Source organism: Agromyces sp. GQ35 (assembly GCF_059758475.1).
The window spans coordinates 20,351-44,331 of the sequence record NZ_JCAXEO010000003.1; the positions used below are offsets into that span (position 1 = coordinate 20,351).

24 protein-coding genes are annotated in these 23,981 nt (G+C 70.1%); 20 read left to right on the forward strand and 4 right to left on the reverse strand.

Going from position 1 to position 23,981, the window contains the following annotated elements:
- The first annotated feature begins 3 nt into the window (after positions 1–3).
- The 5 genes from AC6CH0_RS15175 to AC6CH0_RS15195 all read left to right on the forward strand — a co-directional run bounded on the left by AC6CH0_RS15175 (position 4) and on the right by AC6CH0_RS15195 (position 3,128).
- Complete coding sequence (locus tag AC6CH0_RS15175) at positions 4–333, forward strand: DMT family transporter (protein ID WP_498102337.1); 330 nt, start codon at positions 4–6, stop codon at positions 331–333.
- Positions 334–470: 137 nt separating this feature from the next.
- Positions 471–902: a hypothetical protein gene (locus AC6CH0_RS15180; RefSeq protein ID WP_498102339.1), complete on the forward strand. Its 432-nt coding sequence runs from the start codon at positions 471–473 to the stop codon at positions 900–902.
- The gene (locus AC6CH0_RS15185; RefSeq protein ID WP_498102341.1) at positions 896–1,138 is read left to right on the forward strand and encodes a helix-turn-helix transcriptional regulator; all 243 of its coding nucleotides are present in this window, start codon (positions 896–898) and stop codon (positions 1,136–1,138) included. The genes AC6CH0_RS15180 and AC6CH0_RS15185 overlap by 7 nt, the downstream gene beginning before the upstream one ends.
- Positions 1,135–2,133: an NAD(P)-dependent alcohol dehydrogenase gene (locus tag AC6CH0_RS15190; protein WP_498102343.1), complete on the forward strand. Its 999-nt coding sequence runs from the start codon at positions 1,135–1,137 to the stop codon at positions 2,131–2,133. The genes AC6CH0_RS15185 and AC6CH0_RS15190 overlap by 4 nt, the downstream gene beginning before the upstream one ends.
- Positions 2,130–3,128 carry an NAD(P)-dependent alcohol dehydrogenase gene (locus AC6CH0_RS15195; protein WP_498102344.1) on the forward strand — a complete coding sequence of 333 codons (999 nt, stop codon included), beginning with the start codon at positions 2,130–2,132 and terminating at the stop codon, positions 3,126–3,128. Before AC6CH0_RS15190 ends, AC6CH0_RS15195 begins: the two co-directional genes overlap by 4 nt.
- Here AC6CH0_RS15195 and AC6CH0_RS15200 read toward each other — a convergent pair.
- On the reverse strand, positions 3,104–4,084 hold the full coding sequence (locus tag AC6CH0_RS15200) for a YeiH family protein (protein ID WP_498102346.1): 981 nt from the start codon (positions 4,082–4,084) through the stop codon (positions 3,104–3,106). The two genes, AC6CH0_RS15195 and AC6CH0_RS15200, sit on opposite strands and share 25 nt — an antisense overlap.
- A 9-nt stretch (positions 4,085–4,093) precedes the next feature.
- A complete protein-coding gene (locus tag AC6CH0_RS15205) occupies positions 4,094–5,788 on the reverse strand; it encodes a dolichyl-phosphate-mannose--protein mannosyltransferase (protein WP_498102348.1) in 1,695 nt (564 codons plus the stop codon).
- A gap of 52 nt (positions 5,789–5,840) precedes the next feature.
- Here AC6CH0_RS15205 and rsmI point away from each other — a divergent pair, with 52 nt between their 5' ends.
- The 6 genes from rsmI to AC6CH0_RS15235 all read left to right on the forward strand — a co-directional run bounded on the left by rsmI (position 5,841) and on the right by AC6CH0_RS15235 (position 12,236).
- Positions 5,841–6,665, forward strand: coding sequence for a 16S rRNA (cytidine(1402)-2'-O)-methyltransferase (gene rsmI / locus AC6CH0_RS15210; RefSeq protein WP_498102350.1), 825 nt, complete (start codon positions 5,841–5,843; stop codon positions 6,663–6,665).
- Positions 6,666–6,767: 102 nt separating this feature from the next.
- On the forward strand, positions 6,768–7,880 hold the full coding sequence (locus AC6CH0_RS15215; RefSeq protein ID WP_498102352.1) for an NADP-dependent oxidoreductase: 1,113 nt from the start codon (positions 6,768–6,770) through the stop codon (positions 7,878–7,880).
- Positions 7,881–7,889: 9 nt separating this feature from the next.
- Entirely contained in the window at positions 7,890–9,449 is a 1,560-nt protein-coding gene (gene metG, locus AC6CH0_RS15220) for a methionine--tRNA ligase (RefSeq protein WP_498102354.1), read from the forward strand.
- A 22-nt stretch (positions 9,450–9,471) separates the two neighbouring features.
- Complete coding sequence (locus AC6CH0_RS15225) at positions 9,472–10,413, forward strand: TatD family hydrolase (RefSeq protein WP_498102356.1); 942 nt, start codon at positions 9,472–9,474, stop codon at positions 10,411–10,413.
- A complete protein-coding gene (gene rsmA, locus AC6CH0_RS15230; protein ID WP_498102358.1) occupies positions 10,410–11,294 on the forward strand; it encodes a 16S rRNA (adenine(1518)-N(6)/adenine(1519)-N(6))-dimethyltransferase RsmA in 885 nt (294 codons plus the stop codon). Before AC6CH0_RS15225 ends, rsmA begins: the two co-directional genes overlap by 4 nt.
- A gap of 9 nt (positions 11,295–11,303) precedes the next feature.
- Positions 11,304–12,236 (forward strand): 4-(cytidine 5'-diphospho)-2-C-methyl-D-erythritol kinase, encoded by a 933-nt coding sequence (locus tag AC6CH0_RS15235; RefSeq protein ID WP_498102360.1) that lies wholly within the window; start codon positions 11,304–11,306, stop codon positions 12,234–12,236.
- Positions 12,237–12,298: 62 nt separating this feature from the next.
- On the opposite strand, the gene AC6CH0_RS15240 is transcribed toward AC6CH0_RS15235, so the two are convergent.
- Positions 12,299–13,369 carry an aldo/keto reductase gene (locus tag AC6CH0_RS15240; protein WP_498102362.1) on the reverse strand — a complete coding sequence of 357 codons (1,071 nt, stop codon included), beginning with the start codon at positions 13,367–13,369 and terminating at the stop codon, positions 12,299–12,301.
- A gap of 67 nt (positions 13,370–13,436) precedes the next feature.
- On the opposite strand from AC6CH0_RS15240, the gene AC6CH0_RS15245 reads away from it, so the two are divergent.
- From AC6CH0_RS15245 to AC6CH0_RS15265, 5 genes are all read left to right on the forward strand, one after another.
- Positions 13,437–14,012, forward strand: coding sequence for an ArsR/SmtB family transcription factor (locus AC6CH0_RS15245; RefSeq protein WP_498102364.1), 576 nt, complete (start codon positions 13,437–13,439; stop codon positions 14,010–14,012).
- A gap of 46 nt (positions 14,013–14,058) precedes the next feature.
- A complete protein-coding gene (locus AC6CH0_RS15250) occupies positions 14,059–15,912 on the forward strand; it encodes an ABC-F family ATP-binding cassette domain-containing protein (protein WP_498102366.1) in 1,854 nt (617 codons plus the stop codon).
- 184 nt (positions 15,913–16,096) lie between these two features.
- Complete coding sequence (locus AC6CH0_RS15255) at positions 16,097–17,011, forward strand: MetQ/NlpA family ABC transporter substrate-binding protein (RefSeq protein WP_498102368.1); 915 nt, start codon at positions 16,097–16,099, stop codon at positions 17,009–17,011.
- A 122-nt stretch (positions 17,012–17,133) separates the two neighbouring features.
- Complete coding sequence (locus AC6CH0_RS15260; protein WP_498102370.1) at positions 17,134–18,162, forward strand: methionine ABC transporter ATP-binding protein; 1,029 nt, start codon at positions 17,134–17,136, stop codon at positions 18,160–18,162.
- Positions 18,162–18,821 (forward strand): methionine ABC transporter permease, encoded by a 660-nt coding sequence (locus AC6CH0_RS15265; protein WP_498102372.1) that lies wholly within the window; start codon positions 18,162–18,164, stop codon positions 18,819–18,821. Before AC6CH0_RS15260 ends, AC6CH0_RS15265 begins: the two co-directional genes overlap by 1 nt.
- A gap of 28 nt (positions 18,822–18,849) precedes the next feature.
- Here AC6CH0_RS15265 and aztA read toward each other — a convergent pair whose 3' ends face one another.
- On the reverse strand, positions 18,850–19,524 hold the full coding sequence (gene aztA / locus AC6CH0_RS15270) for a zinc ABC transporter ATP-binding protein AztA (protein WP_498102374.1): 675 nt from the start codon (positions 19,522–19,524) through the stop codon (positions 18,850–18,852).
- Positions 19,525–19,578: 54 nt separating this feature from the next.
- Between aztA and aztB the strand changes: the two genes are divergently transcribed.
- The 4 genes from aztB to aztD are packed head-to-tail and all read left to right on the forward strand — an operon-like array spanning position 19,579 to position 23,938.
- Positions 19,579–20,496 (forward strand): zinc ABC transporter permease AztB, encoded by a 918-nt coding sequence (gene aztB / locus AC6CH0_RS15275; RefSeq protein ID WP_498102376.1) that lies wholly within the window; start codon positions 19,579–19,581, stop codon positions 20,494–20,496.
- 9 nt (positions 20,497–20,505) lie between these two features.
- Entirely contained in the window at positions 20,506–21,744 is a 1,239-nt protein-coding gene (locus AC6CH0_RS15280) for a hypothetical protein (RefSeq protein WP_498102378.1), read from the forward strand.
- A complete protein-coding gene (gene aztC, locus AC6CH0_RS15285) occupies positions 21,741–22,682 on the forward strand; it encodes a zinc ABC transporter substrate-binding protein AztC (RefSeq protein ID WP_498102380.1) in 942 nt (313 codons plus the stop codon). Before AC6CH0_RS15280 ends, aztC begins: the two co-directional genes overlap by 4 nt.
- Before the next feature lie 26 nt (positions 22,683–22,708).
- Positions 22,709–23,938, forward strand: a complete 1,230-nt coding sequence (aztD, locus tag AC6CH0_RS15290; RefSeq protein WP_498102382.1) for a zinc metallochaperone AztD — start codon at positions 22,709–22,711, stop codon at positions 23,936–23,938.
- The last annotated feature ends 43 nt before the right edge of the window (positions 23,939–23,981 follow it).

The window sequence follows — 23,981 nt, forward strand, 5'->3', positions numbered from 1 at the left end:
GTCATGGCGTGGATCATCCTCATCATCTCGGGTGTGCTCGAGGCCGTCTGGGCAACTGCGCTCGGCAAGTCGGAGGGCTTCACGAAGCTCTGGCCGTCGGTCGTCTTCTTCGGCGCGCTCGTGCTCTCGATGGCCGGCCTCGCCTGGGCGATGCGCGACATCTCGACCGGTACGGCCTACGCCGTCTGGGTCGGCATCGGCGCGGCGCTCACGGTGATCTGGGCGATGGTGACGGGTGACACGGATGTCTCGTGGATCAAGATCGCCCTGCTCGTCGGGCTCATCGGCTGCGTCATCGGCCTGAAGTTCGTCGACGGCGGCGCCGGGCACTAGGCGCACGCGCGCCGCGCTCGCCCTTCGCGTTCTCCGAGGGCAGACGTCATGTCAAAAATCATTGACATGACGTCTGCCGTGCTTTACATTCATGATGTCAAAGGTTTTTGACATTCAACGGATGCATCGGAGCGGTCATGTCATACGAAGAGAAGGGTGTGTGGGTCTTGCTCACGATCGCCGTGGGCGGTTACGTCGTGTACCTCTGCCTCGTGTTGCCCCAGCTCGCTGCGGGCACGCCGGTCGGCGAGGCCGACTGGGTGACGCCGATGCTCTGGACCATCGGCGGCGCGATCGTCGCGGGCATCGTCGGCCGCATCCTCGTGGAGATCATCTCGCCGAGCGACAGCACGAAGGGCGACATCCGCGACAAGGAGATCGATCGGCTCGGCGAGCGGGTCGGCGGTTCGTTCGTCATGATCGGGGGAGTGAGCGCGCTCGTGCTCGCGATGCTCGATGTCGACACCTTCTGGATCGCCAACGTCCTCTACCTCGGTTTCGTGATCTCGGGCATCCTCTCGAGCGTCACGAAGCTCATCGCCTACCGCAGGGGCGTGCCGACATGGTGAAGCCGCCGACGAGGGTCACGAACGATATCCGCGCGCTGCGTTTCCGGCACGGAGAGATGACCCAGGCCGAACTCGCCGAAGCGGTCGGCGTGACCCGCCAGACCGTCATCGCGATCGAGCAGGGCCGCTACTCGCCGTCGCTCGAGATGGCCTTCCAGATCGCGCACGTCTTCGGCGTACCGCTCGACGACGTGTTCCAGTACCCATCATCAGGCTCAGAGGAGTCGGCATCATGAGATCGGCAGTGTACGAACGATACGGGGCACCCGAGGTGGTGCGCATCGTCGAGGCAGAAGCTCCCGAGATCGCCGAGCACGAGGTGCTCGTGCGCGTCGAGGCGAGCGTCGTCGGCGTCTCCGACAGCGCCGGGCGCAGCGGCACGCCGCGATTCGCGCGCCTCTTCTTCGGGCTCGTGAAGCCGAAGCATCCGGTGCTCGGCTCGGACTTCGCGGGAGTCGTCGAACGCATCGGCTCGAGGGTCGAGCGCTTCGCGCCCGGCGACCGGGTCTTCGGCACGATCGCTCCGTCGAGCGGGGCGCACGCCGACCTGCTGACGACCGCCGACGACGGTCCGATCGCGCTCGTACCCGAGCGGCTCGACCAGGCCGAGGCCGCGGCGATCGTCGACGGCTTCTTCACCGCCGTGCCGTTCCTACGCGACCTCGCGAACGTGCGACCGGGTCAGGTGGTTCTCGTGAACGGTGCCGCTGGCACGGTCGGCTCCGCCGCCGTGCAACTGGCGAAGCACTTCGGCGCCACCGTCGTCGGGGTCTGCAGCGCCGAGAAGGAGCCGCTCGTGCGTGCGCTCGGCGCCGATCGCGTCATCGATCGCACTCTCGAAGACTTCACCGACGCCCGCGGCGGCTACGACGTGATCTTCGACGCCGTCGGCAAGCGCTCATTCGGCCGATGCCGGGCCGCACTCACCACGCACGGCATCTACCTGACGACCGTGCCCTCGGGTGCGATCCTGCTGCAGACCGTGTTCACGCGATGGTTCAGTCGGGGTCGTCGAGCGGCGATCGCCTTCACCGGGCTTCGCGACGCGCGGAAGAAGGCCGCCGACCTCGCCCTGCTCATCGACCTCATCGAGCAGGGCGCGATCGTGCCCGTCATCGACAGGATCGTGCCGTTCGACGACATCGTCGAGGCGCATCGGCGAGTCGACACCGGGCGCAAGGCAGGCAGCGTCGTCGTGGCCATGAGCCCGGCGCGGCAGGTGTCGTCGTGAGGGCGATCGTGCAGTCCAGCTACGGCGGGCCCGAGGTGCTGTCCCTCGCCGAGGTCGAGCCACCCGTGCCGGGCGACGATGAAGTGCTCATCCGGGTGCACGCCGTCGCGGTGAGCGCGGGCGACGCCCTCATCATGCGGGGGGAGCCTCGCGCGGTGCGTCTCGCGTTCGGGCTCCGCCGACCGAAACGGCCGACCATCGGGCGGGACGTCGCGGGCGAGGTCGCCGCGATCGGTTCACGGGTGACCCGATTCCGCGTCGGCGACCCCGTGTACGGCGAGTCCGACCAGGGCGGATACGCCGAGTTCGTCGCGGTTCCCGAGCGCTTCGTCGCGAGGCGACCGGTCTCGGTCGACGCGACCCACGCCGCAGCCGTCGTCGTCTCGGGCACGACGGCGCTCCAGGGGCTGCGCCTGGCAGGTGTGGCGCCCGGGCAGCACGTGCTCGTCACCGGCGCATCCGGCGGCGTGGGCGGATTCGCAGTGCAGCTCGCGAAGGCCATGGGCGCCGAAGTGACGGGTGTCTGCCGGGGGTCGAAGGCCGAGCACGTTCGGGCGCTCGGCGCCGACCACGTGATCGACTACACCGCCGAGGACTACACCGCGGGTGGGCCGCGCTACGACGTCATCTTCGACTCCGTCGCCGATCACCCGCTCGATCGGGTGCGTCGCTCGCTCACCCGACGGGGAATGCTCGTGTTGTCTTCGGGTCGGGGCGGCGCGGTCTTCGGACCGATGGCGCGCATGGCCGCGGCAGCCGTCACCTCGCCGTTCGTGCCGCAGCGGCTCCGAACCCTCGCGGCCACGCGCAGCGGCGACGACCTCGTCGAGCTCGCCCGTCGCATCGACGTCGGCGAGGTGCGCCCGGTCGTCGACGAGGTCTTCCCGCTCGAGCGCGCAGCCGATGCCGTCGCCCGGCTCGAGGCCGGCAGGGTGCGCGGCAAACTCGTGATCCAGGTGAGCGGTGACCGTCAGCCGAGCAGCACCGCGCCGTAGGCGAGCGCCGCGACGAGCGCCCACGAGGTGAGCCCGACGACGAGCGACCGCCACCCGGTACTCGTGAGCTCGGCGAGGCGGATCGACGCCCCGAGCGCGAAGAGCGCCATGGCCAGCAGTGCGGTCTGCAGCTGATCGGCGGCGAAGAGCACCGGCTCGGGCAGCGGTACGACGGTGTTCAGCACCACCGCGACGAGGAACCCCGCCACGAACAGCGGCACGATCGCGGGGCGCGGGCCCTCGGCATCCGTCGCTCGTCGTCGCTCGACGGCCGCGGTGATCGCGACCATCGGCGCCAGCATCAGCACCCGGGTGAGCTTGACGACGACCGCGACTGCGAGCGCCGTCGTGCCGGCGATCTGCGCGGTCGCGACCACCTGGCCGACATCGTGCACCCCGGCGCCGACCCAGTGGCCGAACCCGGCGTTCGACAGTCCGAGCGGATGCCAGAGGGCCGGGAGTACCGCGATCGCGAGTGTGCCGCACAGGGTGACGAGGGCGACGGGCACGGCCTGCTCCTCATCGCGGGCGCGTACGGCGGCCCCCATCGCACCGATCGCGGAGGCACCGCAGATCGAGAAGCCGCTCGCGATGAGCAGCGGCTGGTGCCCCGGCAGGCCGAGCGCCCGCCCGAGCCCGATCGTGCCGACGAAGGTGAGCACGACGACGCCGACGGTCGTCGCGATCGAGACCCAGCCGAGCGCGGCGATGTCGACGAGGCTGAGTTTCAGGCCGAGCAGCACGATGCCCACCCTGAGCAGGCTGCGAGCGGCGATCCTCAGGCCCGGTGCGAGCACTCCGGCGAGCGCGGGCTGCAGGCCCGGGATCTGCCCGACGACGATGCCGAGCGCGACCGCGGCGGTGAGGATCGGGACTGCAGGGACCGCCAAGTGGGCGAGCCACGCGATGAGGCCGGCGGATGCCGCGACGAGCAGTCCCGGCATCCGAACACGCATGTTTCTACGCTATCCCCAGCTCGGCAGCCAGAAATGCAGCTGCCGGAAGGTCGGGGTCACCGGCACACCCGACCAGATCGGGAAGAAGAAGGCCGAGACGAGCAGCACGAACGCGAGGAAGATGGCGACGATCGCGATGCCGCGCTGGCGCCGCCACTGCGGGTCGTCGCGTCGCCCGAGCACGAGGCCGATCACGAACACGAGCGCGAGCACCATGAACGGTTCGAACGCGATCGAGTAGAACTGGAATACCGTGCGGTTCAGGTACCCGAGCCACGGCAGGTACCCGGCGGCGAGGCCCACGAGGATCGCCCCGACCTGCCACTCGCGGTAGCGCGCCAGCCGGTAGACGAGGTACAGGGATGCCGCGGCGGCCGCCCACCAGATGAGCGGGTTGCCCACCTCGATGATCGAGGCCCAGCACGTGTCGGCGCCGCAGCCGCCCGAGCCGTCGTCCGTCGCTGAGTAGTACATGTTCGTCGGCCGGATCATGAAGAGCCACGTGAGCGGGTTCGACTGCCACGGGTGCGGGCTGTGCACGCCGACGTGGTAGCCGTATGCGGCCTCGTGGTAGTGCCAGAGGCTCTGCAGGGCGAGGGGAACCCAGGAGAACCAGCCCGTCGCGGCGTTGCCGGCTTCTTCGGCCCAGTGCCGGTAGTAGCCGTTGTCGGTGACGAGCCATCCCGTCCATGACGCGAGGTAGACGGCGGCCGCGGCGGGGACGAGCAGGAGGAAGGTGACCGGCCCCTGCTTCAGCAGTGCCGCGGTGAGCCAGAATGGCACACCGGCTCGGCGCCGGGCGAGGGCGTCGACGACCACGAGGTAGATGCCGAACGCCGCGAGGAACCAGGCGCCCGACCACTTCACCGCGCAGGCCGCGCCGAGTGCGACACCGGCGGCGATGATCCACGGCCGCGCCCAGAGCGCCGGCCCGTAGTGCGGTTCGCGACCGTCGTGGCGCAACGCGTCGAGCCGCGACCCGAGCGCACGCTCGGTCTGCTCGCGGTCGAGCAGCACGAACCAGAACCCGAGCAGGGCGAAGAGCATGAGCCAGTTGTCGAGCAGCGCAACGCGGGACATCACGATCGCATTGCCGTCGACCGCGAACAGCAGGCCCGCGATGACCGCGAGGATCGTCGAGGCGAAGAGGCGACGCGCGACGAGCGTGATGAGGAGGACCGCGATGGTGCCGGCGAGCGCCGTGGAGGCGCGCCACCAGAACGGGTCGCCGGCGCCGAAGGCGGCCATGCCGAGCGAGATCATCCACTTGCCGAGCGGTGGATGCACGACGTAGGAGGGCGCGTCCTCGAAGATGCCGGTGTCGCCCGCTGCGAAGTCGGCGTCGGCGCCCTCCGGCCAACTCGACTCGTACCCGTTCTGCAGCAGGGTCCACGCGTCCTTGACGTAGTACGTCTCGTCGAAGACGATCGACTGCGGGTGGCCGAGGTTCCAGAACCGCAGTACGGCCGCGATGAGCGTGACGAGAATCGGCCCGCCCCAGTACCAGAGGGCGCGCCGCCGCGGCGTTGCGAGCACGTTGGTCCACCAGTCGTCGAGCCGGGTGCCGCGCCGTTCGGGCTCCAGGTCGTCGACCTCGTCGATCTCGTCGACCTCGCCGCTCGGCTCGTCGACGTACTCCCCGTGGGCGGATGCCGCATCCGTTCGCTCATCGCGCGTGCGCACGATCTCCGGCTCCACTCCCATGCGCCCACCCTAACGAGTCGCGAGCGACCACCCGAGTGTCATGCTTGACGGCATGATCATCCTCGCGGCCACGCCCATCGGCAACCTCGGCGATGCCTCGGCGCGCCTCCGCGATGCGCTCGAGACGACGACCGTGATCGCGTCCGAGGACACGAGGGTGACGCAGCGACTGCTCGCCGGGCTCGGAATCGCGAACCGGCCGAGGCTCATCGCCCTGCACGAACACAATGAGCGACAGAAGGCGGATGAACTCGTCGAGCTCGCCCGAGATGCCGACCTGCTGGTGCTGAGCGATGCCGGCATGCCGACGGTCTCCGACCCTGGCTTCCCGCTCGTCGCCGCCGCAGCCGCCGCGGGCGTGCAGGTCACGGTCATCCCCGGGCCGTCCGCCGTGGTGACGGCGCTCGCCGTCTCGGGCCTGCCCACAGACCGGTTCGCGTTCGAGGGCTTCCTGCCGCGCAAGGCGGGGGAGCGCGGTCGTCGGCTGGCCGAGCTCGCCGGTGATCGCCGCACGCTGCTCTTCTTCGAGTCGCCGTCGCGTCTGGCGGCGAGCCTCGTCGCGCTCGCCGAGGCGTTCGGAGCCGACCGGCCGGCGGCCGTCTGCCGAGAGCTCACGAAGCTCTTCGAGGAGGTGCGTCGGGGCCCGCTCGGCGAACTCGCGACGTGGGCCGAGGGTGGGGTGCGCGGCGAGATCGTGATCGTCGTCGGAGGTGCGCCCGAGCAGGAGTCGAACCCCGAGAACGCGCTCGAACGGGTGCTCGAGCTCGCGGCATCCGGAACCCGCTTGAAAGACGCCGCCGCCCTCGTCGCCGCCGAGAGCGGGCTCAGCACTCGCGATCTCTACGAGGCGGCGCTGCAAGCGCGCAAGCGCAGCTGAGCACGAGGTCGCTCACGCGCGCGCTCGCCAACGGTTCCGCCCTGTCGGAATCCGCGGCACAGGCGGAGAATGGCAGTATCCCCGCAGCGGTGGAGGTACGACATGACTCACGACGTGATCCACGATCCCGCTCGTGCCGTGCGATTCTCCGAGTACGGCGGACCCGAAGTGCTGGAGATCGTCGACGTGCCGATGCCGGAGACGGGCGACGAAGAGGTGCTCGTCGAAGTGTTCGCAACGGGGTTGAACCCCGTCGAGAGCGCGATCCGGCGCGGAGAACACTCCGAGCGCTGGCCGGTGAGCTTCCCGTCGTCGCAGGGCACGGACCTCGCGGGCATCGTCGTCGCGACCGGGCCCGGAGTCTCGGCGTTCTCCCGAGGCGACGAAGTCATGGGGTTCGTGGACCGCGGTGCGCACGCGAGCCACGTCGTCGTGCCCGAGCGCCAACTGCTGGCGAAGCCGCCCGAGCTGACCTGGGAGGTGGCCGGGTCGCTGTACGTGGCAGGCACGACCGCGTGGACCGCCGTGGAGAGTCTCGCGCTCGCGCCGTCGGACACGATCGTCGTCACCGCCGCGGCGGGCGGCGTCGGATGCCTCGCGGCGCAGTTCGCCCGCATGCGCGGCGCCACCGTGATCGGCACGTGCGCCGAGATGCGGTTCGACTTCCTCCGCCAGTTCGGAGTGCTGCCCGTGGCGTACGGCCCCGAACTCGCCGAGCGCCTGCGGCCGATGGCTCCCGGACCGATCACGGGATTCCTCGACTTCCTGGGCGGCGAGACCGAGGCGGCGCTCGCGCTCGGCGTGCCGCGATCGAGGGTCCTCACGGTGCTCGATTGGGACGCCGTGGAGGAGCAGGCCGCCGTGAAGCTGTACGCCGGCGACGTCGTCGCGCTCGGACGCGTCGCCGCGCTCGCCGCGGCCCGCCGGATCCGCCTGCCGATCGCCGACATCTTCCCGCTCGAATCGGTCGCCGACGCCTATCGGGCTCTCGATCGCCGCGAGGCTCCCGGCAAGATCGTGCTGGGGCTGCGCATCGTGGGCTATGCCGGGCAGCGCGTGCAGGAGCCGGCGGTCAAGGAACAGGACGTGACGCTCGGTGTGCCGACCCCGCACGAGCACCTCGATGTCGAGGAGGCGGTACCGCCCGCCATCGGCGACGGGAGCGTGCGGCGTCGGCGTCGTAACCGGAACGCCGGGCCATCCGCCCGCCCATAAGATTGGGGGATGGCCGACGGCTCCTCGTTTTACATCACCACGCCCATTTTCTATGTGAATGACGTGCCCCACATCGGGCACGCCTACACCGAGGTCGCTGCCGACGTGCTCGCACGCTGGCACCGCCAGGCGGGCGACGACACGTGGATGCTCACCGGTACCGACGAGCACGGTCAGAAGATCCTGCGCACGGCGACGGCCAACGGCGTGACCCCGAAGCAGTGGGCCGACAAGCTCGTCGACGAGGCGTGGAAGCCGTTGCTCGCGACCGTCGACATCGCCAACGACGACTTCATTCGCACGACGGACGCTCGGCACGAGGCGAACGTGCAGAAGTTCCTGCAGAAGCTCTACGACGACGGCCACATCTACACGGGCGAGTACGAGGGCTACTACTGCGTCGGCTGCGAGGAGTACAAGCAGCAGTCCGAGCTCGTTCCCGGTGCGGGGGAGTACGAGGGCCAGCTCGTCTGCGCCATCCACTCGAAGCCCGTCGAGCTCCTGCACGAGAAGAACTACTTCTTCCGCATGTCCGCGTTCGCCGACAAGCTGCTCGCGCTCTACGAGGAGCGCCCCGACTTCGTGCAGCCCGAGTCGGCGCGCAACGAAGCCGTGTCCTTCGTGAAGTCCGGGCTCGCCGACCTGTCCATCTCACGGTCCACCTTCGACTGGGGCGTGAAGGTGCCGTGGGACGAATCGCACGTCGTGTACGTGTGGTTCGACGCGCTGCTCAACTACATCACCGCGGTCGGCTACGGCCAAGACGATGAGGAGTTCGCGCGCCGCTGGCCCGCCCAACACCTCATCGGCAAAGACATCCTGCGCTTCCATGCCGTGATCTGGCCGGCCATGCTCATGGCTGCCGGCCTCGAGGTGCCGAAGGGCGTCTTCGGCCATGGCTGGCTGCTCGTCGGCGGCGAGAAGATGTCGAAGTCGAAGCTCACGGGCATCGCGCCCGAGCAGATCACCGAGACGTTCGGCTCCGACGCGTTCCGGTACTACTTCCTGCGCGCGATCGCGTTCGGGCAAGACGGTTCGTTCTCATGGGAAGACCTGGCGGCTCGGTACCAGGCCGAGCTCGCCAACGGATTCGGCAATCTCGCCTCGCGCGTCGTCGCCATGGTCACCCGCTACTGCGACGGGGTGGTGCCGGCCGCTGGCACGCCGACCGCCGCCGACATCGAGATCGCGGCGGTCGAACGCCGGGCGACGGATGCCTCGTGGGAGGCCATCGGGCGCCTCGCGATCCACGAGGCGATCGGCGCGGCGTGGGAGCTCGTCGACGCCCTCAACGGCTACCTCACGATCGAGGAACCGTGGACCCTCGCGAAAGACCCTGACCAGCGCGACCGCCTCGAGACGGTGCTCGCGACCGCGTATCACGGGCTCGGCACGCTCGCCGTGCTGCTCTCGCCGGTGCTGCCGGTGGCGACGGCGAAGCTCTGGACCGCGCTGGGCGCGCCCGGCTCCGTGCAGGAGCAGCGCATCGACCGCGCCCACGAGTGGACCACCGGCGAACGGGTGGCTCCTCTCGAGGCGCTCTTCCCGCGGGTCGAGGTGGCCGAGTGACGCGCCTCGGAGCGTCGCGCGCGTGACCCGACCGGCACCGGGGCCGGGCGAGGCGCCGCAGCATCTCCGCACCCGATCCGACGGCGGCCGGGCCGTCGAATACCCACCGGCACCCGAAGCGCTGCCGGTGGCCGTCTACGACAACCACACGCATCTGGAGATCGCCGACGGCGCACTGCCGCTCGACGTTCACGAGCACCTCGAGCGCGCGGCCTCCGTCGGCATCGCCGGCGCGGTGCAGGTCGGCACGGATGTCGCGACGAGTCGATGGTCGGCCGAGGTGGCCGGTCGGGAGCCCCGGCTCCTCGCGGCGGTCGCCCTGCATCCGAACGAGGCGCCGGAGCTCGAGCAGGCGGGCAGGCTCGACGACGCCCTCGCGGTGATCGACGAGCTCGCGGCGCGCCCGCGGGTGCGGGCGATCGGCGAGACCGGACTCGATTTCTTCCGCACCGGCGAAGGCGGGCGTGGCGCGCAGTTCCGCTCCTTCGAGGCGCACATCGACATCGCGAAGCGTCACGGGCTCGCGCTGCAGATCCACGATCGCGACGCCCACGACGACGTCGTGGCGACGCTCCGCCGCGTGGGCGCGCCCGAGCGCACCGTCTTCCACTGCTTCTCCGGCGGCGAGGAACTCGCGCGGCTCGCGGCAGAAGCGGGCTGGTACCTCTCGTTCGCGGGCAACGTCACGTTCAAGAACGCCGAGAACCTGCGCGAGGCACTCCGGGTCGCGCCGCGCGACCGCATCCTCGTCGAGACGGATGCCCCATATCTCACGCCCGTGCCGCTCCGCGGTCGCCCGAACGCGCCGTATCTCGTGCCGCACACCGTGCGTTTCATGGCAGAGGTGCTCGCTGCTCCGCTCGACGAGTTCTGCGCGCAACTCGCGTCGAACACGGTCGCCGTGTACGGCTCGTGGCAAGATGAGCCCGTGATCGCGGCGGCAGAACCGGGCGCAGAGGCGTGAACGCGCATCGGCATGAGGCCGAGGGCGTCGAGGTCTCGCCGCGCCTGCTCGGCCCCGCCGAGATTCGCGACCTCGCCGAGCTGCTCGACGTCACGCCGACGAAGAAGCTCGGCCAGAACTTCGTGCACGACGCCAACACCGTGCGGCGCATCGTGCAGACCGCCGGAGTGCGGTCCGGTGAGACGGTACTCGAGATCGGCCCCGGGCTCGGTTCGCTGACGCTCGGCCTGCTCGAGGCCGGGGCGACCGTCATCGCGGTCGAGATCGACAAGCGGCTCGCGGCCCAGTTGCCGCACACCGCCGACATCATGCAACCGGGCACCTCGCTGACCGTCGTGACCGAAGACGCCATGCGCGTGACCGAGCTGCCCGGTGCACCGGTGCGACTCGTCGCGAACCTGCCGTACAACATCTCGGTGCCCGTGCTGCTGCACCTGCTCGAGCACTTCGATTCCCTGCAGTCGGGCATCGTCATGGTGCAGGCCGAGGTGGGGTATCGGCTCGCCGCCGAACCCGGCTCGAAGGTCTACGGCGCCCCGAGCGTCAAGGCGGCCTGGTACGGGCGGTGGCGCACCGCGGGCCAGGTCTCGCGCATGGTGTTCTGGCCGGTGCCGAACGTCGACTCGGTGCTCGTCGGCTTCGAGCGAGCGGATGCCCCGGGCACCGAGGCCGAACGCCTCGCCACGTTCGCCCTCGTCGATGCGGCGTTCCAGCAGCGGCGCAAGATGCTGCGGCAGTCGTTGTCGAGCGTGCTGGGCACCTCCGGGCGGGCGACGGCCGTGCTCGAGGCGGCCGCGGTCGACCCGCAGGAGCGCGGTGAGCAGCTCACGATGGCGGACTTCCTCCGCATCGCCCGCGCGGCCCCACCACCCGTCGGTTAGCGTGGACTCATGACGATCGCGGCGACCGACGAGGCAGTGCACGTTCGGGCGCCCGGCAAGATCAACCTGTTCATGCGCGTCGGAGCGGTGCAGGCCGACGGGTATCACGACGTCGCGACCGCGTACCAGGCCGTCTCGCTCTACGAAGACGTGCGTGCGTGGCCCGCTGACGAGTTCAGCGTCTCGTTCGGCGGTACCGTCGACACCTCCGCCCTGCCGACCGACCGCTCGAACCTCGCCATCAAGGCGGCGAGGCTCCTCGCCCGCACCGCCGGCGTGCCGGGGGGCGTGCAGCTCGAGATCGACAAGCACGTGCCGATCGCGGGTGGCATGGGCGGCGGTTCGGCCGACGCTGCGGCCACCCTCGTCGCCTGTGATGCCCTCTGGGGCACGGCGCTTCCGAAAGAAGAGCTCCTCGCGCTCGCGGCCAAGCTGGGCGCCGACGTGCCGTTCGCGCTGTCCGGCGGCACGGCGATCGGCACCGGCCGCGGCGACCGGCTGAGTCCGGCGCTCGCGACGGGCTCGTTCCACTGGGTGCTGGCTGTGGCCGAGTTCGGCCTGTCGACCCCGGCGGTCTACCACGAGCTCGATCGCCAGCGTGAATCCCGCCTGAGCCTCGTGCCCGACGGCACCGCGCCGGTCGTCGACACCGCAGTGCTGCAGGCGCTTCGCGCCGGCGACGCGCGGCGGCTGGCGGAATCCCTGCACAACGACCTGCAGGCTGCCGCGCTGAGCCTCGCCCCCGGACTCGGCGGCATTCTCGACCTCGGCCGAGCGCACGGCGCGCTCGCCGGACTCGTCTCGGGTTCGGGTCCGACCGTCGCCTTCCTCGTCGACGACACCGACTCGGCGCTCGAGCTGCAGGTGGCGCTGTCGGCCGCTCGGCTGCACGCCGTGCACGTGCACGGCCCGGTGCACGGCGCTCGCGTCATCTCGGGCTGACGCGGGGGCAGCCTGCGCTCGACCGTCGACCATGCGGTTGACCGGCCCACCGGTGCCGGAGCCTAGCCTCGAGTTCTGGCGCGGCGTCGCAGGGTCGGATCGACCAGCCACGGGACGGCGAAGGCGGCGTTGGGTCCGTAGACATCGGTTCCGGGCGGCACGATCTCGTCGATGCGATCGAGTACTTCGTCGTCGAGGGCGACCGCGGCGGCGGCGATCAGCGATTCGAGCTGCGGCATGGTGCGCGGCCCGATGATGACGGAGGTCACCGCGCGGTGGCTGAGCGGGAACGCGACTGCCAATGCGGGCAGCGAGACGCCGAACTCTTCGGCGATCGGGATCAGCTGTTCGACCACGTCGAGCTTGCGTGCGGTGACCGGGTCGCCGGGGTCGAACCAGGCCGGGCGCAGCGCGACCCGGCCCTCGGGCGCCGGGGTGCCCATGCCGCGTCGGTAGCGTCCGGTGAGGAAGCCGAACGCGAGTGGGCTCCAGGTGAGCACTCCCATTCCCCAGCGCTCGGCGACGGGCAGCACGTCGCGCTCGATGCCGCGCGCCAGGAGGTTGTAGGGCGGCTGCTCGGTGCGGAATCGCATCAGGCCGCGTGACTCGGCGACCCGATGCGCGTCGACGATCTCGTGGGCGGGGAACGTGGAGCAGCCGAAGGCGCGGATTTTTCCGAGGTGGACGAGGTCGGTGAGCACGCCGAGCGTCTCCTCGATGTCGGTCTCGAAATCGGGGCGGTGCACCTGGTAGAGGTCGAGGTAGTCGGTACCGAGACGGGTCAGGGTCGCGTCGACCGCGCGAAGCAGGTGGCGGCGGGAGTTGCCGCTGCGATTGCGCCCCTCCTCGAGCGCGAAGTGACCCTTGCTCGCGAGGATCACGTCGTCGCGTCGACCGCGGAGCGCCTCGCCGACGATGATCTCGGATTCGCCGGCCGAGTACATGTCGGCGGTGTCGACGAAGTTGATCCCGCGGTCGAGCGCGGCATGGATGATCCGAACGCAGTCGTCGTGATCGGTGTTGCCGGCCGCCCCGAACATCATGGTGCCGAGCGCGAAGCGCGATACCGTCATCCCGGTTCTGCCGAGGGGGGCGTATTCGAGGCCGGGCGCGGTCGTCTCCGTGGTGCTCATGCGAGGACGATATCTCCGCAAGGAACATTGCGCAAATATGCTTGCGAAAACTCGATAGACTCGAGCAATGCAGGAAAGTGCGCCAGACGATGTGCGGACCATCGACGAGGTGCGGGCGCTCGCAGCACTCGCTCACCCCGTTCGGGCGCGACTCATGGACGCACTGGCGATCGACGGAGAGTCGACCACGGGCGCGCTCGCCAGTGCGCTCGGCGTGGCGACCGGCAGCGTCTCGCACCATCTGAAGACGCTCGTCGACGCCGGGCTCGTCGCCCGTGCTCCACAGGATCCGTCCGATCTCCGCGAGCGCCGCTGGAAGCTCGTGACGCGCGGGATGCGCTGGTCCGCCGGTCAGTTCCGCGACCGGCCGGCCGCCGAAGCCGCAGCGGCATCGGCGGACGCCGTCATGCTCGAGCGGCAGTTCGACCGGGCGCGTGCCTTCCAGGAGTCCGCGGAGCCGCCGTGGGACGACGTCGCGGTTTCGGGGCACTACTGGCTCAGGCTGAACCCCGAAGAGCTCGCGCAGCTCGGTCGGCAGCTCGACGAGCTCTTCCTGGCCTGGCGGCGGCGTGAGATTCCCGACGATGACACGGATCGTCGCTCCGTGCACGGCTTCGCACGCGTGTTCCCCTCGCGACCCTGACCGACCGCAGGGAGCGCGGAGACACGGCGACTAGGCTCGGAGGGAAATGGCACACCTCCTCGGCGCCGAGCGCCTGCACCTCGAATTCCCGACGCGCGTCGTCTTCGACGAGGTCACCCTCGGCATCGACGAGGGCGACCGCATCGGCGTCGTCGGACGCAACGGCGACGGCAAGTCGACGCTCCTGAAGCTCCTCGACGGTCGGCTCTCACCCGATGGCGGCCGTGTGACGCATCGTCGGGGCATCCGCATCGGCACGCTCGACCAGGCCGACGTCGTCGACCCCGGCAAGACCGTCGCGGAGTTCGTCGTCGGCGGAATCGAAGAGCACGTGTGGGCGGGCGATGCCAAGGTGCGCGACGTCATCGCGGGCCTCCTCGGCGACGTGCCGTGGCACGGGCAGATCGCGAACCTCTCGGGCGGGCAGCGTCGTCGCGTCGGACTCGCCTCGCTGCTCGTCGGCGACTGGGACGTGGTCTTCCTCGACGAACCGACCAACCACCTCGACGTCGAGGGCATCGCCTGGCTCGCCGGGCACCTGAAGCGGCGCTGGCCGTCGGATTCGGGCGCACTCGTCGTGGTGACCCACGACCGGTGGTTCCTCGACGAGGTGTGCACGAACACCTGGGAGGTGCACGACGGCATCGTCGAGCCCTTCGAGGGCGGCTACGCGGCCTACGTGCTGCAGCGGGTCGAGCGCGATCGCTCGGCCGCGGCATCCGAGGCCAAACGCCAGAACCTCATGCGCAAGGAGCTCGCGTGGCTGCGCCGCGGCGCACCGGCCCGCACCTCGAAGCCGAAGTTCCGCATCGACGCCGCCAACGAGCTCATCGAGAACGAGCCACCGGTGCGCAACAAGGTGGAGCTCGACCGTCTCGCAGTCTCGCGCCTCGGCAAAGACGTCGTCGACCTCCTCGACGTCACCGTCGCCTACCCGTCGCGCGAGAGCGGGCAGACGACGGATGCCGGGCCGGCCACGCACACGGTGCTGCGCGACATCGAGTGGCGCATCGCGCCCGGTGAGCGCACCGGGATCCTCGGCGTGAACGGCGCCGGCAAGTCGACGCTGCTCGGGCTCGTGACCGGCGCGGTGCAGCCGACGAGCGGACGGGTGAAGCGCGGCAAGACGGTGCGCATCGCCACGCTCAGCCAGGAGCTGAACGAGCTCACCGAGTGGGCGGACTCGCGCGTCTCCGCGGTCGTCGCCGAGCAGCGCACGAGCTACCAGGTGGGCGACAAGGAGATGACGCCGGGCCAGTTGCTCGAGCGGCTCGGCTTCACCACCGCGCAGCTGTCGACGCCGGTCAAGAACCTGTCGGGTGGCCAGAAGCGGCGACTGCAGCTCCTGCTCATCCTGCTGCAGGAGCCCAACGTGCTGATCCTCGACGAGCCGACGAACGACCTCGACACCGACATGCTCGCCGCGATCGAAGACCTGCTCGACTCGTGGCCCGGCACCCTGCTCGTCGTCTCCCACGACCGCTACCTCATCGAGCGCGTCACCGATCGACAGTTCGCGATCCTCGACGGGCACTTGCGCGACCTGCCCCGCGGCGTCGAGCAGTACCTCGAACTGCGCAAGGCGGGGGATGCCGCGGCAGCGGCCGTGCCCCCGGCAGGTGGCTCCGGCACGACCACCAAGCCGGCGGGCAGCGCTCCCGCCATCGCAGCGCTCGCCGGCGCCGACCGCCGCAACGCCGAGAAGGAGCTGGGCTCGATCGACCGCAAGCTCGAGAAGCTCGCGGTGCAGATCGCCGAACAGCACGAGAAGCTCGCCGTGCACGACCAGGGCGACTACGTCGGCCTGACGTCGCTCGGCGACCGGTTGCGCGAGCTCGAGGCATCCGTCGCCGACCTCGAGACCCGCTGGCTCGAAGTTTCCGAGTCGCTCGAGGTGTGACGTCGCAGAAGCTGTGACGCACTGTGACCCGGTTGGCGATCGGGTAAAGAATCTTCGCCTAGCGTGGTGATGCACCCGCGATCGCGGCATCGAAGCCCCCACCGTTCACCAACCGTGGCGGAGCCATGCCTGCTCCACGCCATCCGCACCTGGTCGCGAGTGCCGACAGCGAAAGGGAATCACCATGTCACGTCTGCACTCGTCACGCCCGACGAAGCTCATCGCCGCACTCGCCGCAGTGCCGCTCGTCTTCACCCTCGCCGCGTGCGCGGCACCCGCCGCGGGTGAGGGGTCCGGGGCCTCGAACGAGGTCATCACGATCGGCGTCGTCGGCAAGGCCGACCCGCAGTGGCCGGCCTTCGAAGAGGCCGCGGCCGACGAGGGCATCGAGATCGAGATCGTCGACTTCTCCGACTACGCGCAGCCGAACCCGGCGACGACCGAGGGTGAGCTCGACCTCAACCAGTTCCAGCACATCGTCTACCTCGCCGACTACAACGTCTCGAGCGGTGAGGACCTCGCGCCGATCGGCTCGACCGCGATCTACCCGCTCGGGCTCTACTCGACGAAGTACGACTCGGTGAAGGACATCCCCAAGGGCGAGACCGTCGCGGTGCCGAACGATGCCTCGAACCAGGCACGTGCGTTGCTCGTACTGCAGTCGGCCGGACTCATCGAACTGAAGAGCGGCGGCACGATCTTCTCCGACCTCGCCGACATCGACGAGGCGAAGTCGAAGGTCGCGGTCACCGCACTGGAGGCCTCGCTCACGCCGACCTCGCTGCCCGACCTCGCCGCGGCGGTCATCAACAACGACTTCGTTCAGGACGCCGGTCTCACCTTCGAGGACGCGATCGCGCAGGACGACCCGAGCGACCCGAACGCGCTGCCCTACGTCAACATCTTCGCCGCACGCGCCGAAGATGCGGACAACGAGACCTACTTGAAGCTCGTGGAGATCTTCCAGACCGACCCCGAGGTGCAGGCAGGCCTCCTCGAGGCCTCGGGGAACACCGCTGTCGCGGTGACGACCCCGGTCGCAGACCTCGAGAAGTCGCTCGCCAAGGTCGAGGCCGACACCAAGGCCGCCAAGGGCTGATCGCCCGCGCGCGATCGATGATCCGCGGCCACGGGCGGCGAGCACCGGACTCGGTGTTCGCCGCCCGGTTCGGCGTCGCCGACGTTCGGCTTCGCCGAACTCGGCGTTGAGAGGAGAGCACCATGGCGCTCGTCGCCCTGCGAAACGTCACCAAGACCTACCCGGCATCCGAGCGCGGCGCCGCACCCGTCGTCGCGATCGACGACGTCAGCCTCGAGGTCGAGTCCGGTGACGTCTTCGGCATCATCGGCTATTCGGGAGCCGGCAAGTCCACGCTCGTGCGGCTCGTGAACGCCCTGGAACCCGCGACCTCCGGCTCGATCGAGGTCGACGGCCACGAGATCACGACCATGCCCGAGCGCGAGCTCCGCGGCATCCGCCTCGGCATCGGCATGATCTTCCAGCAGTTCAACCTCTTCAACTCGAAGACGGTGTGGGCGAACATCGCCTACCCCCTCACGGTCGCCGGCGCATCGAAGCAGGAGATCTCGGCGCGCGTCGCCGAGCTGCTCGAGTTCGTCGGACTCACCGACAAGGCGAAGAACTACCCCGACCAGCTCTCGGGCGGGCAGAAGCAGCGGGTCGGCATCGCCCGGGCGCTCGCCACCTCGCCCCGGCTGCTGCTCGCCGATGAGGCGACGAGCGCGCTCGACCCCGAGACGACGCAGGAGGTGCTCGAACTGCTGAAGCGCATCAATCGCGAGTTCGGCGTCACCATCATCGTCATCACGCACGAGATGGACGTGATCCAGTCGATCGCGACGAAGGTCGCCGTCATGGACGGTGGCCGCGTCATCGAGGCCGGCGGCGTGTTCGACGTGTTCTCGAACCCGCGGAACCCGTCGTCGCAGCGCTTCGTGGCGACCGTCGTGAAGGGCATCCCCTCGCCCGCCGAGCTCGCCGTGCTGCGCGAGCGGCACGAGGGACGGATCGTCACGATCTCGTTCCGCGACGGCGATGCATCGCAAGCCGCGGTCTTCGTCGCGCTCGCGACGGCCGGCGTCGAGTTCGAACTCGTCTACGGCGGCATCAACGACATTCAGGGGCGCGCATTCGGGCACCTCACCCTTGCGATCAGGGGCACGGATGTCGCGATCGACGCTGTCCTCGCAGAGATCTCCTCGCGCGTCGACGTGACGGAGGTGTCGTGATGGATCGCCTCTACGAACTGCAGGGCGAGTTCTGGGTCGCCGCCGTCGAGACGCTGTACATGGTGGGCCTCACGCTGCTCATCGGTGGTCTGATCGGCCTCCTGCTCGGCACCGTGCTGTACACGACCAGGCCGGGGAGCCTGCTCTCGAACCGCACCGTCTACAACGTCGTGAACGTCGTCATCAACTTCTTCCGGCCGATCCCGTTCATCATCTTCATCGCAGCGGTGCAGCCGCTCTCACGGCTCGTGATCGGCACGGGCATCGGCAACGATGCCCTCGTCTTCGCGCTGTCGATCGCCGCATCCTTCGCGATCGCCCGCATCGTCGAGCAGAACCTGCTCACGGTCTCGCCCGGCGTGATCGAGGCGGCGCGGGCGATGGGCGCAGGGCCCATCCGCATCCTCCGTACCGTCGTTCTTCCCGAGGCGCTCGGGCCGCTCATCCTCGGCTACACCTTCGTCCTCGTCGCGATCGTGGACATGACCGCTGTGGCCGGACTCATCGGCGGCGGCGGTCTCGGCAACTTCGCGCAGGTGTACGGATACCGTCAGTTCGAGCCCGTCATCACGTGGGCCGCCGTGCTGCTCATCGTCGTGTTCGTACAGGGCGCGCAGTTCTTGGGCAACTGGCTCGCGCGCAGGGTGCTTCGGCGGTAGGGGCTGCTCCACGGCGCCGTCGTCGCACCTATCGATCCGACGCCAGGTGCACGACGGTGTCGACGTCGTTCAGCTCGCCCAGGTCATGGGTGACCACGACCACGGCGGCGCCTGCCGTCGTCGCCGCTGCGAGAGCGGCATTGGCGCCCACGACGGAGGCCTCATCGAGGGCGGACATCGGCTCGTCGAGTAGGAGCAGCGGGGCGCGCCGGGCGAGGCCCTGCGCGAGCAGCGCACGTTGGCGCTGGCCGCCCGACAGGGCCCCGACGGGTCGGCGTCTCAAATCCGAGAGCCCCACGGTCTCGAGGCTCTCATCGACGATCGAGCGATCGTGCTGCGACAAGCGGCGCCAGAACCCTGCGCGACGCCAGCGGCCCATCGCGACGAGCTCGCCGACGGTGAGTGGTAACGGGCCGGAGAGCGGACTGTCCTGCGGCACGAGCGCCACGTCGCCGGGGAACGCGTGCTCCACCTGGCCGGCGCGCGGCCGGATGAGCCCGGCGAGGACCCCGATGAGCGTCGACTTGCCGGATCCGTTCGGCCCCACGATGGCCGTGACCTGACCCGCGTGGGCGGTGAGGTCGATGCCGCGGAGCACCGGATGCCCCTCCAGATCCACCTCCACGCCGGTCGCGCGCACCACGACCGCATCGGTGGCGGAGGGCGTGCGGGGGATCTGCTCGGGGCGCTGGTGTGACGACACGCCCCGACTGTAGCAAATGATTATCATTCTCATTTAATGCTACGGTCATCGATCGTGACCTTCCTGACCGACCCCTTCACCACGGCCTTCATGTTGCGCGCCCTCACCGGCGGCGTCCTCGTGGCGGTGCTGTGCGCGCTCGTCGGCACCTGGGTGGTGACGCGGGGCATGGCATTCCTGGGGGAGGCGATGGCACACGGCGTGCTGCCCGGCGTGGCCGTCGCGACCCTCGTCGGCTTCCCTCCGCTCGCGGGTGCCGCCGCCAGTGCCGCCCTGATGTCGGTCGGGGTCAGCCTGGTGCAACGCCGTTGGCGGCTCTCCGCCGACACCAGCATCGGCCTGCTCTTCGTCGCGAGCCTCGCACTCGGCGTCGTGATCATCTCGAGCACGCGGAGCTTCGCGACGGACGCGACCGCGATCCTGTTCGGCGACATCCTCGCCGTCCAGGCGGGACAGCTCGTCATGCTCGCCTGCGCCACCGCACTCACCGCCATCCTCGCGTTCGCATGGCATCGGGCGTTCGTCGCCCTCGCCGTCGACCCGCGGCAGGCGCAACTGCTGCATCTCCGGCCGCGCCTCGCGCAGGCCCTGCTCATCGGCCTCGTCGCCCTCGCCGTCGTGTCGGCGTACCAGGCGGTCGGCTCACTGCTCGTGCTCGGCATGCTGCTCGGCCCGGCGGTCGCGGCCGCGCGTTGGACCCGGCGCATCCCGACGACCATGGCACTCGCCGCGGCCATCGGGTCGGTGGCCGTCTGGGCCGGGCTGCTGATCTCCTGGCACGGCGCCACGGCAGCGGGCGCCACGATCGCCCTCGTCGCGGTCGCTGCCGCTCCGCTCTCGGCCGCCGTGCGCGCGGGCGCGGACTCGATCGCGAACCGCCGGTCCCGGTCGGCGGCGCAGCCGCCATCTCCCTCGCCGACGTCGCCGGCCCCGGCGCACGCACCGATCCCCGTTTCCGCAACCACCGACTGAAAGGCACCCGTGCTCCGCCGCTCCTCCTCATCCCTCCTCGCCATCGCGACGGTGGTCGCACTCGCCGCCTGCGCCCAGGCGACCGGTGACGGTGTCACCGCACCCTCGGATGCCACCGCGCTCGGTGATGGTCACGGCCGTATCGCCGGCGCACAGGAGCTCGCCGAACCGCAACTGCACCTGCTCACCGTCGACGAGCGCGGAGCGGTGAGCCACCTCGACCTGCTCGACGAATCCGTCGATGAACTCGGCGACCTCGACGCGGTCGGCGACCTGGTCACCGACGGGCGCTACGGGTACGCGGTGCGGCCGGACGCCGGCGCGGTGACGGTCATCGACAGCGGCGTCTGGACGTGGAGCCACGTCGACCACTTCCACTACTACCGCGCCGAAGCGTCTGTTCTGGGCGATGTCGCCGGAGGCGGACGCGCGACGGTGTCGGCGAACGACGCCGGCGCCGGGCTCTTCTTCCCGGAGTCGGGCGAAGCCGTGCTCCTCGCCGCCGAGACACTCGGAGACGGCTCCATCGACGAACGTTTCCGCATCGACGTCACCCCCCACGATGGGCTCATCGTGCCGATCGGCGAACGCGCCCTCGTCACCGAGCCGGGCGCTGACGGCATCACCTCGCGGCTGCGGGCGCTCGACCGCACGGGCGCCCCCCTCGGCGCGGCCGATTGCACCGAGGCTCGTGGCACGATCACGACCGTCGTCGGTGTGGTCGTCGGATGCCGGGACGGCGCGTTGCTCGCGACGATCGACGAGAACGGTGCCATCGCGTTCGAGCACATCCCGTATCCCACCGGAACGAGCGCGCAGCCGGCGCAGGAGTTCCGCGCCCGTGAGGGACGCCCGACCGTCGCCGCCGTCGGTGGCGCATCGGCGATCTGGCTGCTCGACACGCGCGAACGCGCGTGGGGCCTCCTCGATGCGGGCGAGCCGATCGTGCAGGCGACAGCCGTCGACGACGCCGAGCAGCACGTGCTGGCCCTCACGCACGACGGACGCGTGCTCGTGCTCTCGGGAGATACCGGCGAGCGGCTCGCCACGACCGGTCCGCTCGTCACCGCCTCGACGGCGGACCCGCTTGCGACGGGAGTCGAGCTCATCGCCGACCAGCACCGCGCCTACCTCAATGCGCCCACGGAGCATCGACTGTTCGAGATCGACTTCGCCGACGGCGCCCGCGTCGCCCGCACGTTCGAGACGCCGGGCGAACCCCGGTTCCTCGTGGAGACGGGCCGATGATCCGCCGCGTCCCTCGATCCCGGCGCACGCTGCGCGCGGCAGCCGTCCTCATCGCCGGCACGCTCTCCGTCATTCCGCTGGCTGCATGCAGTGCGCCCGGTTCCGATCGGCCGCTCGTGGCGGTGACGACGAACATCCTCGGCGATGTCGTCGGCGAGCTGGTCGGGGACGAGGCCGAGGTGCTCACGATGATGCCTCCCGGGGCCGACCCGCACTCCTTCGAGATCTCCGCCCGCACCGCAGCGGAGCTTCGACGTGCGGAGCTCATCGTCGCCAACGGACTCGGGCTCGAAGAGGGCCTGATCGCGCACGTCGACGCGGCCGAGTCCGACGGAGTTCCCGCATTCCTGGCGGGGCACCACCTCGACGTGCTGGAGTACGCCGACGGGGATTCCGCCGGTCAGCCCGACTCCCACTTCTGGACCGATCCGGCCCGCATGATCGACGTCGTCACCGCGCTCGGCGACCGTCTCGCCGAGATCGAGGGTGTCGATGCCGACGTGATCGCGGCGAAGACCGACGCGTACCTCGCCGAGCTCCGCGCGCTCGACGCCGACATGACCGAGACGTTCGCCGGGATCCCGGCCGAACGGCGCGCGCTCGTCACGAACCACCACGTCTTCGGCTACCTCGCCGACCGATTCGATTTCCGCGTGATCGGGGCGGTCATCCCGAGCGGCACGACCCTCGCTGCACCGAGCGCGAGCGACCTGCGCGACCTCGTCGCCGCTATCGACGGGGCCGGCGTCACCACCATCTTCGCGGAGTCCTCCCAACCGGACCGTCTCGTGCAAGTGCTCGCCGATGAGGCGGGCCGCGAGGTCGACGTGGTCGAGCTCGTCACCGAGTCGCTCACGGGGCCGGACGGCGCCGCACCCACCTACCTCGACTTGATGCGCGGCAACACCGAGCGCATCGCCACCGGGCTCTCCACGTGAGCGCCCCCAACCCAAGAAGGAATCCCATGAAGGTTCTGCCCGCAGCCCGCGTCGCGCTCATCGCGCCGCTCGCCGCAGCCCTCGTGCTCACCGGATGCGCCTCGAACGCATCCGGCGAAGCAGGAGCACCCGACGCCGCAGCCGCGTCGACCACCCCCGAACCGCGCGTCGCGGTCACGTACGAGGGCGGCGTGCTCGTGCTCGACGGCACCTCGCTCGAGGTCGAGGGCGAGTTCGACGCCGAGAGCTTCACGCGGCTCAACCCCGCCGGTGACGGCCGTCACCTCTTCCTCACGACCTCGAAGGGATTCCAGCTGCTCGACGCCGGCACCTGGACGGATGCCTCGGGCGAGGCCCGGACCACCGAGCCCGAGCTGACCGAGCTGGTCGTCGAGGCCGGAGCCGCCGGTCACGTCGTGCGCCACGGCGGGCGCACGGTGCTCTACGACGACGCCACGAGCGACACGACGATCTTCGACTCCGCCGACCTCCTCGAGGCCGAGGAGACACTCCCCGAGGGAGACGTCGTGCCGGGCATCGAGGCGCACCACGGCGTCTCCGTCGTGCTCGAGGACGGCACCCTGCTCACCACGGTGGGCAACGCCGACGGCCGCACGGGCATCCGCGTGGTCGACGACCACGGCCACGAGGTCGCGACGAGCGATGCGTGCCCTGGCGTGCACGGCGAGGGCACCCTCGCCGATGAGGTCGTCGTCTTCGGCTGCGACGATGGCGTGCTCGTCTACGACGACGGCGAGATCGTGAAGCTCGACGCGCCCGATGCCTACGGCCGCACCGGCAACGCCTACGTCAGCGAGGCCGGCCCGATCATGGTCGGCGACTACAAGAACGATCCCGACGCCGAGGGCTACCTCCTGCAGAGCGTCGTGCTCGTCGACACCGAGGCGCGCACCCACGAGGTCGTCACGCTGCCCGAGGGCGTCGAGTACACCTGGCGCGGAATCGCCCGTGGCCCCGACGACGAGGCGCTCATCCTCTCAGCCGATGGATCGCTCAACGTCCTCGACCCGGCGACCGGTGAGATCACCGATTCCTGGGAGGTCATCGCCCCATGGGAGAGCCCGGCGGAGTGGCAGGAGCCGCATCCGGCGATCGTCGTGGTGGGCCAGGTCGCGTACGTCACCGAGCCGGCGGCGAACGCCATCCACGCGATCGACGTGACGACCGGCGAGATCATCGCGTCGGCCGAGCTCGAACACGCGCCGAACGAGATCGCCGTCGCGACCGGAGACTAGCGGCGCCGTGCGCCCGACCCCGATCGCCGGGTCGGGCGCACGA

Coding starts and splice junctions, on each gene's coding strand:
- AC6CH0_RS15265 (WP_498102372.1), top strand. CDS start 18,162: ATGGATCGCCTCTACGAACTGCAGGGCGAGTTCTGGGTCGCCGCCGTC.
- AC6CH0_RS15260 (WP_498102370.1), top strand. CDS start 17,134: ATGGCGCTCGTCGCCCTGCGAAACGTCACCAAGACCTACCCGGCATCC.
- AC6CH0_RS15255 (WP_498102368.1), top strand. CDS start 16,097: ATGTCACGTCTGCACTCGTCACGCCCGACGAAGCTCATCGCCGCACTC.
- AC6CH0_RS15190 (WP_498102343.1), top strand. CDS start 1,135: ATGAGATCGGCAGTGTACGAACGATACGGGGCACCCGAGGTGGTGCGC.
- AC6CH0_RS15240 (WP_498102362.1), bottom strand. CDS start 13,369: ATGAGCACCACGGAGACGACCGCGCCCGGCCTCGAATACGCCCCCCTC.
- AC6CH0_RS15180 (WP_498102339.1), top strand. CDS start 471: ATGTCATACGAAGAGAAGGGTGTGTGGGTCTTGCTCACGATCGCCGTG.
- AC6CH0_RS15200 (WP_498102346.1), bottom strand. CDS start 4,084: ATGCGTGTTCGGATGCCGGGACTGCTCGTCGCGGCATCCGCCGGCCTC.
- AC6CH0_RS15215 (WP_498102352.1), top strand. CDS start 6,768: ATGACTCACGACGTGATCCACGATCCCGCTCGTGCCGTGCGATTCTCC.
- AC6CH0_RS15250 (WP_498102366.1), top strand. CDS start 14,059: ATGGCACACCTCCTCGGCGCCGAGCGCCTGCACCTCGAATTCCCGACG.
- aztC (WP_498102380.1), top strand. CDS start 21,741: ATGATCCGCCGCGTCCCTCGATCCCGGCGCACGCTGCGCGCGGCAGCC.
- AC6CH0_RS15205 (WP_498102348.1), bottom strand. CDS start 5,788: ATGGGAGTGGAGCCGGAGATCGTGCGCACGCGCGATGAGCGAACGGAT.
- aztD (WP_498102382.1), top strand. CDS start 22,709: ATGAAGGTTCTGCCCGCAGCCCGCGTCGCGCTCATCGCGCCGCTCGCC.
- AC6CH0_RS15185 (WP_498102341.1), top strand. CDS start 896: ATGGTGAAGCCGCCGACGAGGGTCACGAACGATATCCGCGCGCTGCGT.
- rsmI (WP_498102350.1), top strand. CDS start 5,841: ATGATCATCCTCGCGGCCACGCCCATCGGCAACCTCGGCGATGCCTCG.
- metG (WP_498102354.1), top strand. CDS start 7,890: ATGGCCGACGGCTCCTCGTTTTACATCACCACGCCCATTTTCTATGTG.
- AC6CH0_RS15245 (WP_498102364.1), top strand. CDS start 13,437: ATGCAGGAAAGTGCGCCAGACGATGTGCGGACCATCGACGAGGTGCGG.
- AC6CH0_RS15235 (WP_498102360.1), top strand. CDS start 11,304: ATGACGATCGCGGCGACCGACGAGGCAGTGCACGTTCGGGCGCCCGGC.
- AC6CH0_RS15175 (WP_498102337.1), top strand. CDS start 4: ATGGCGTGGATCATCCTCATCATCTCGGGTGTGCTCGAGGCCGTCTGG.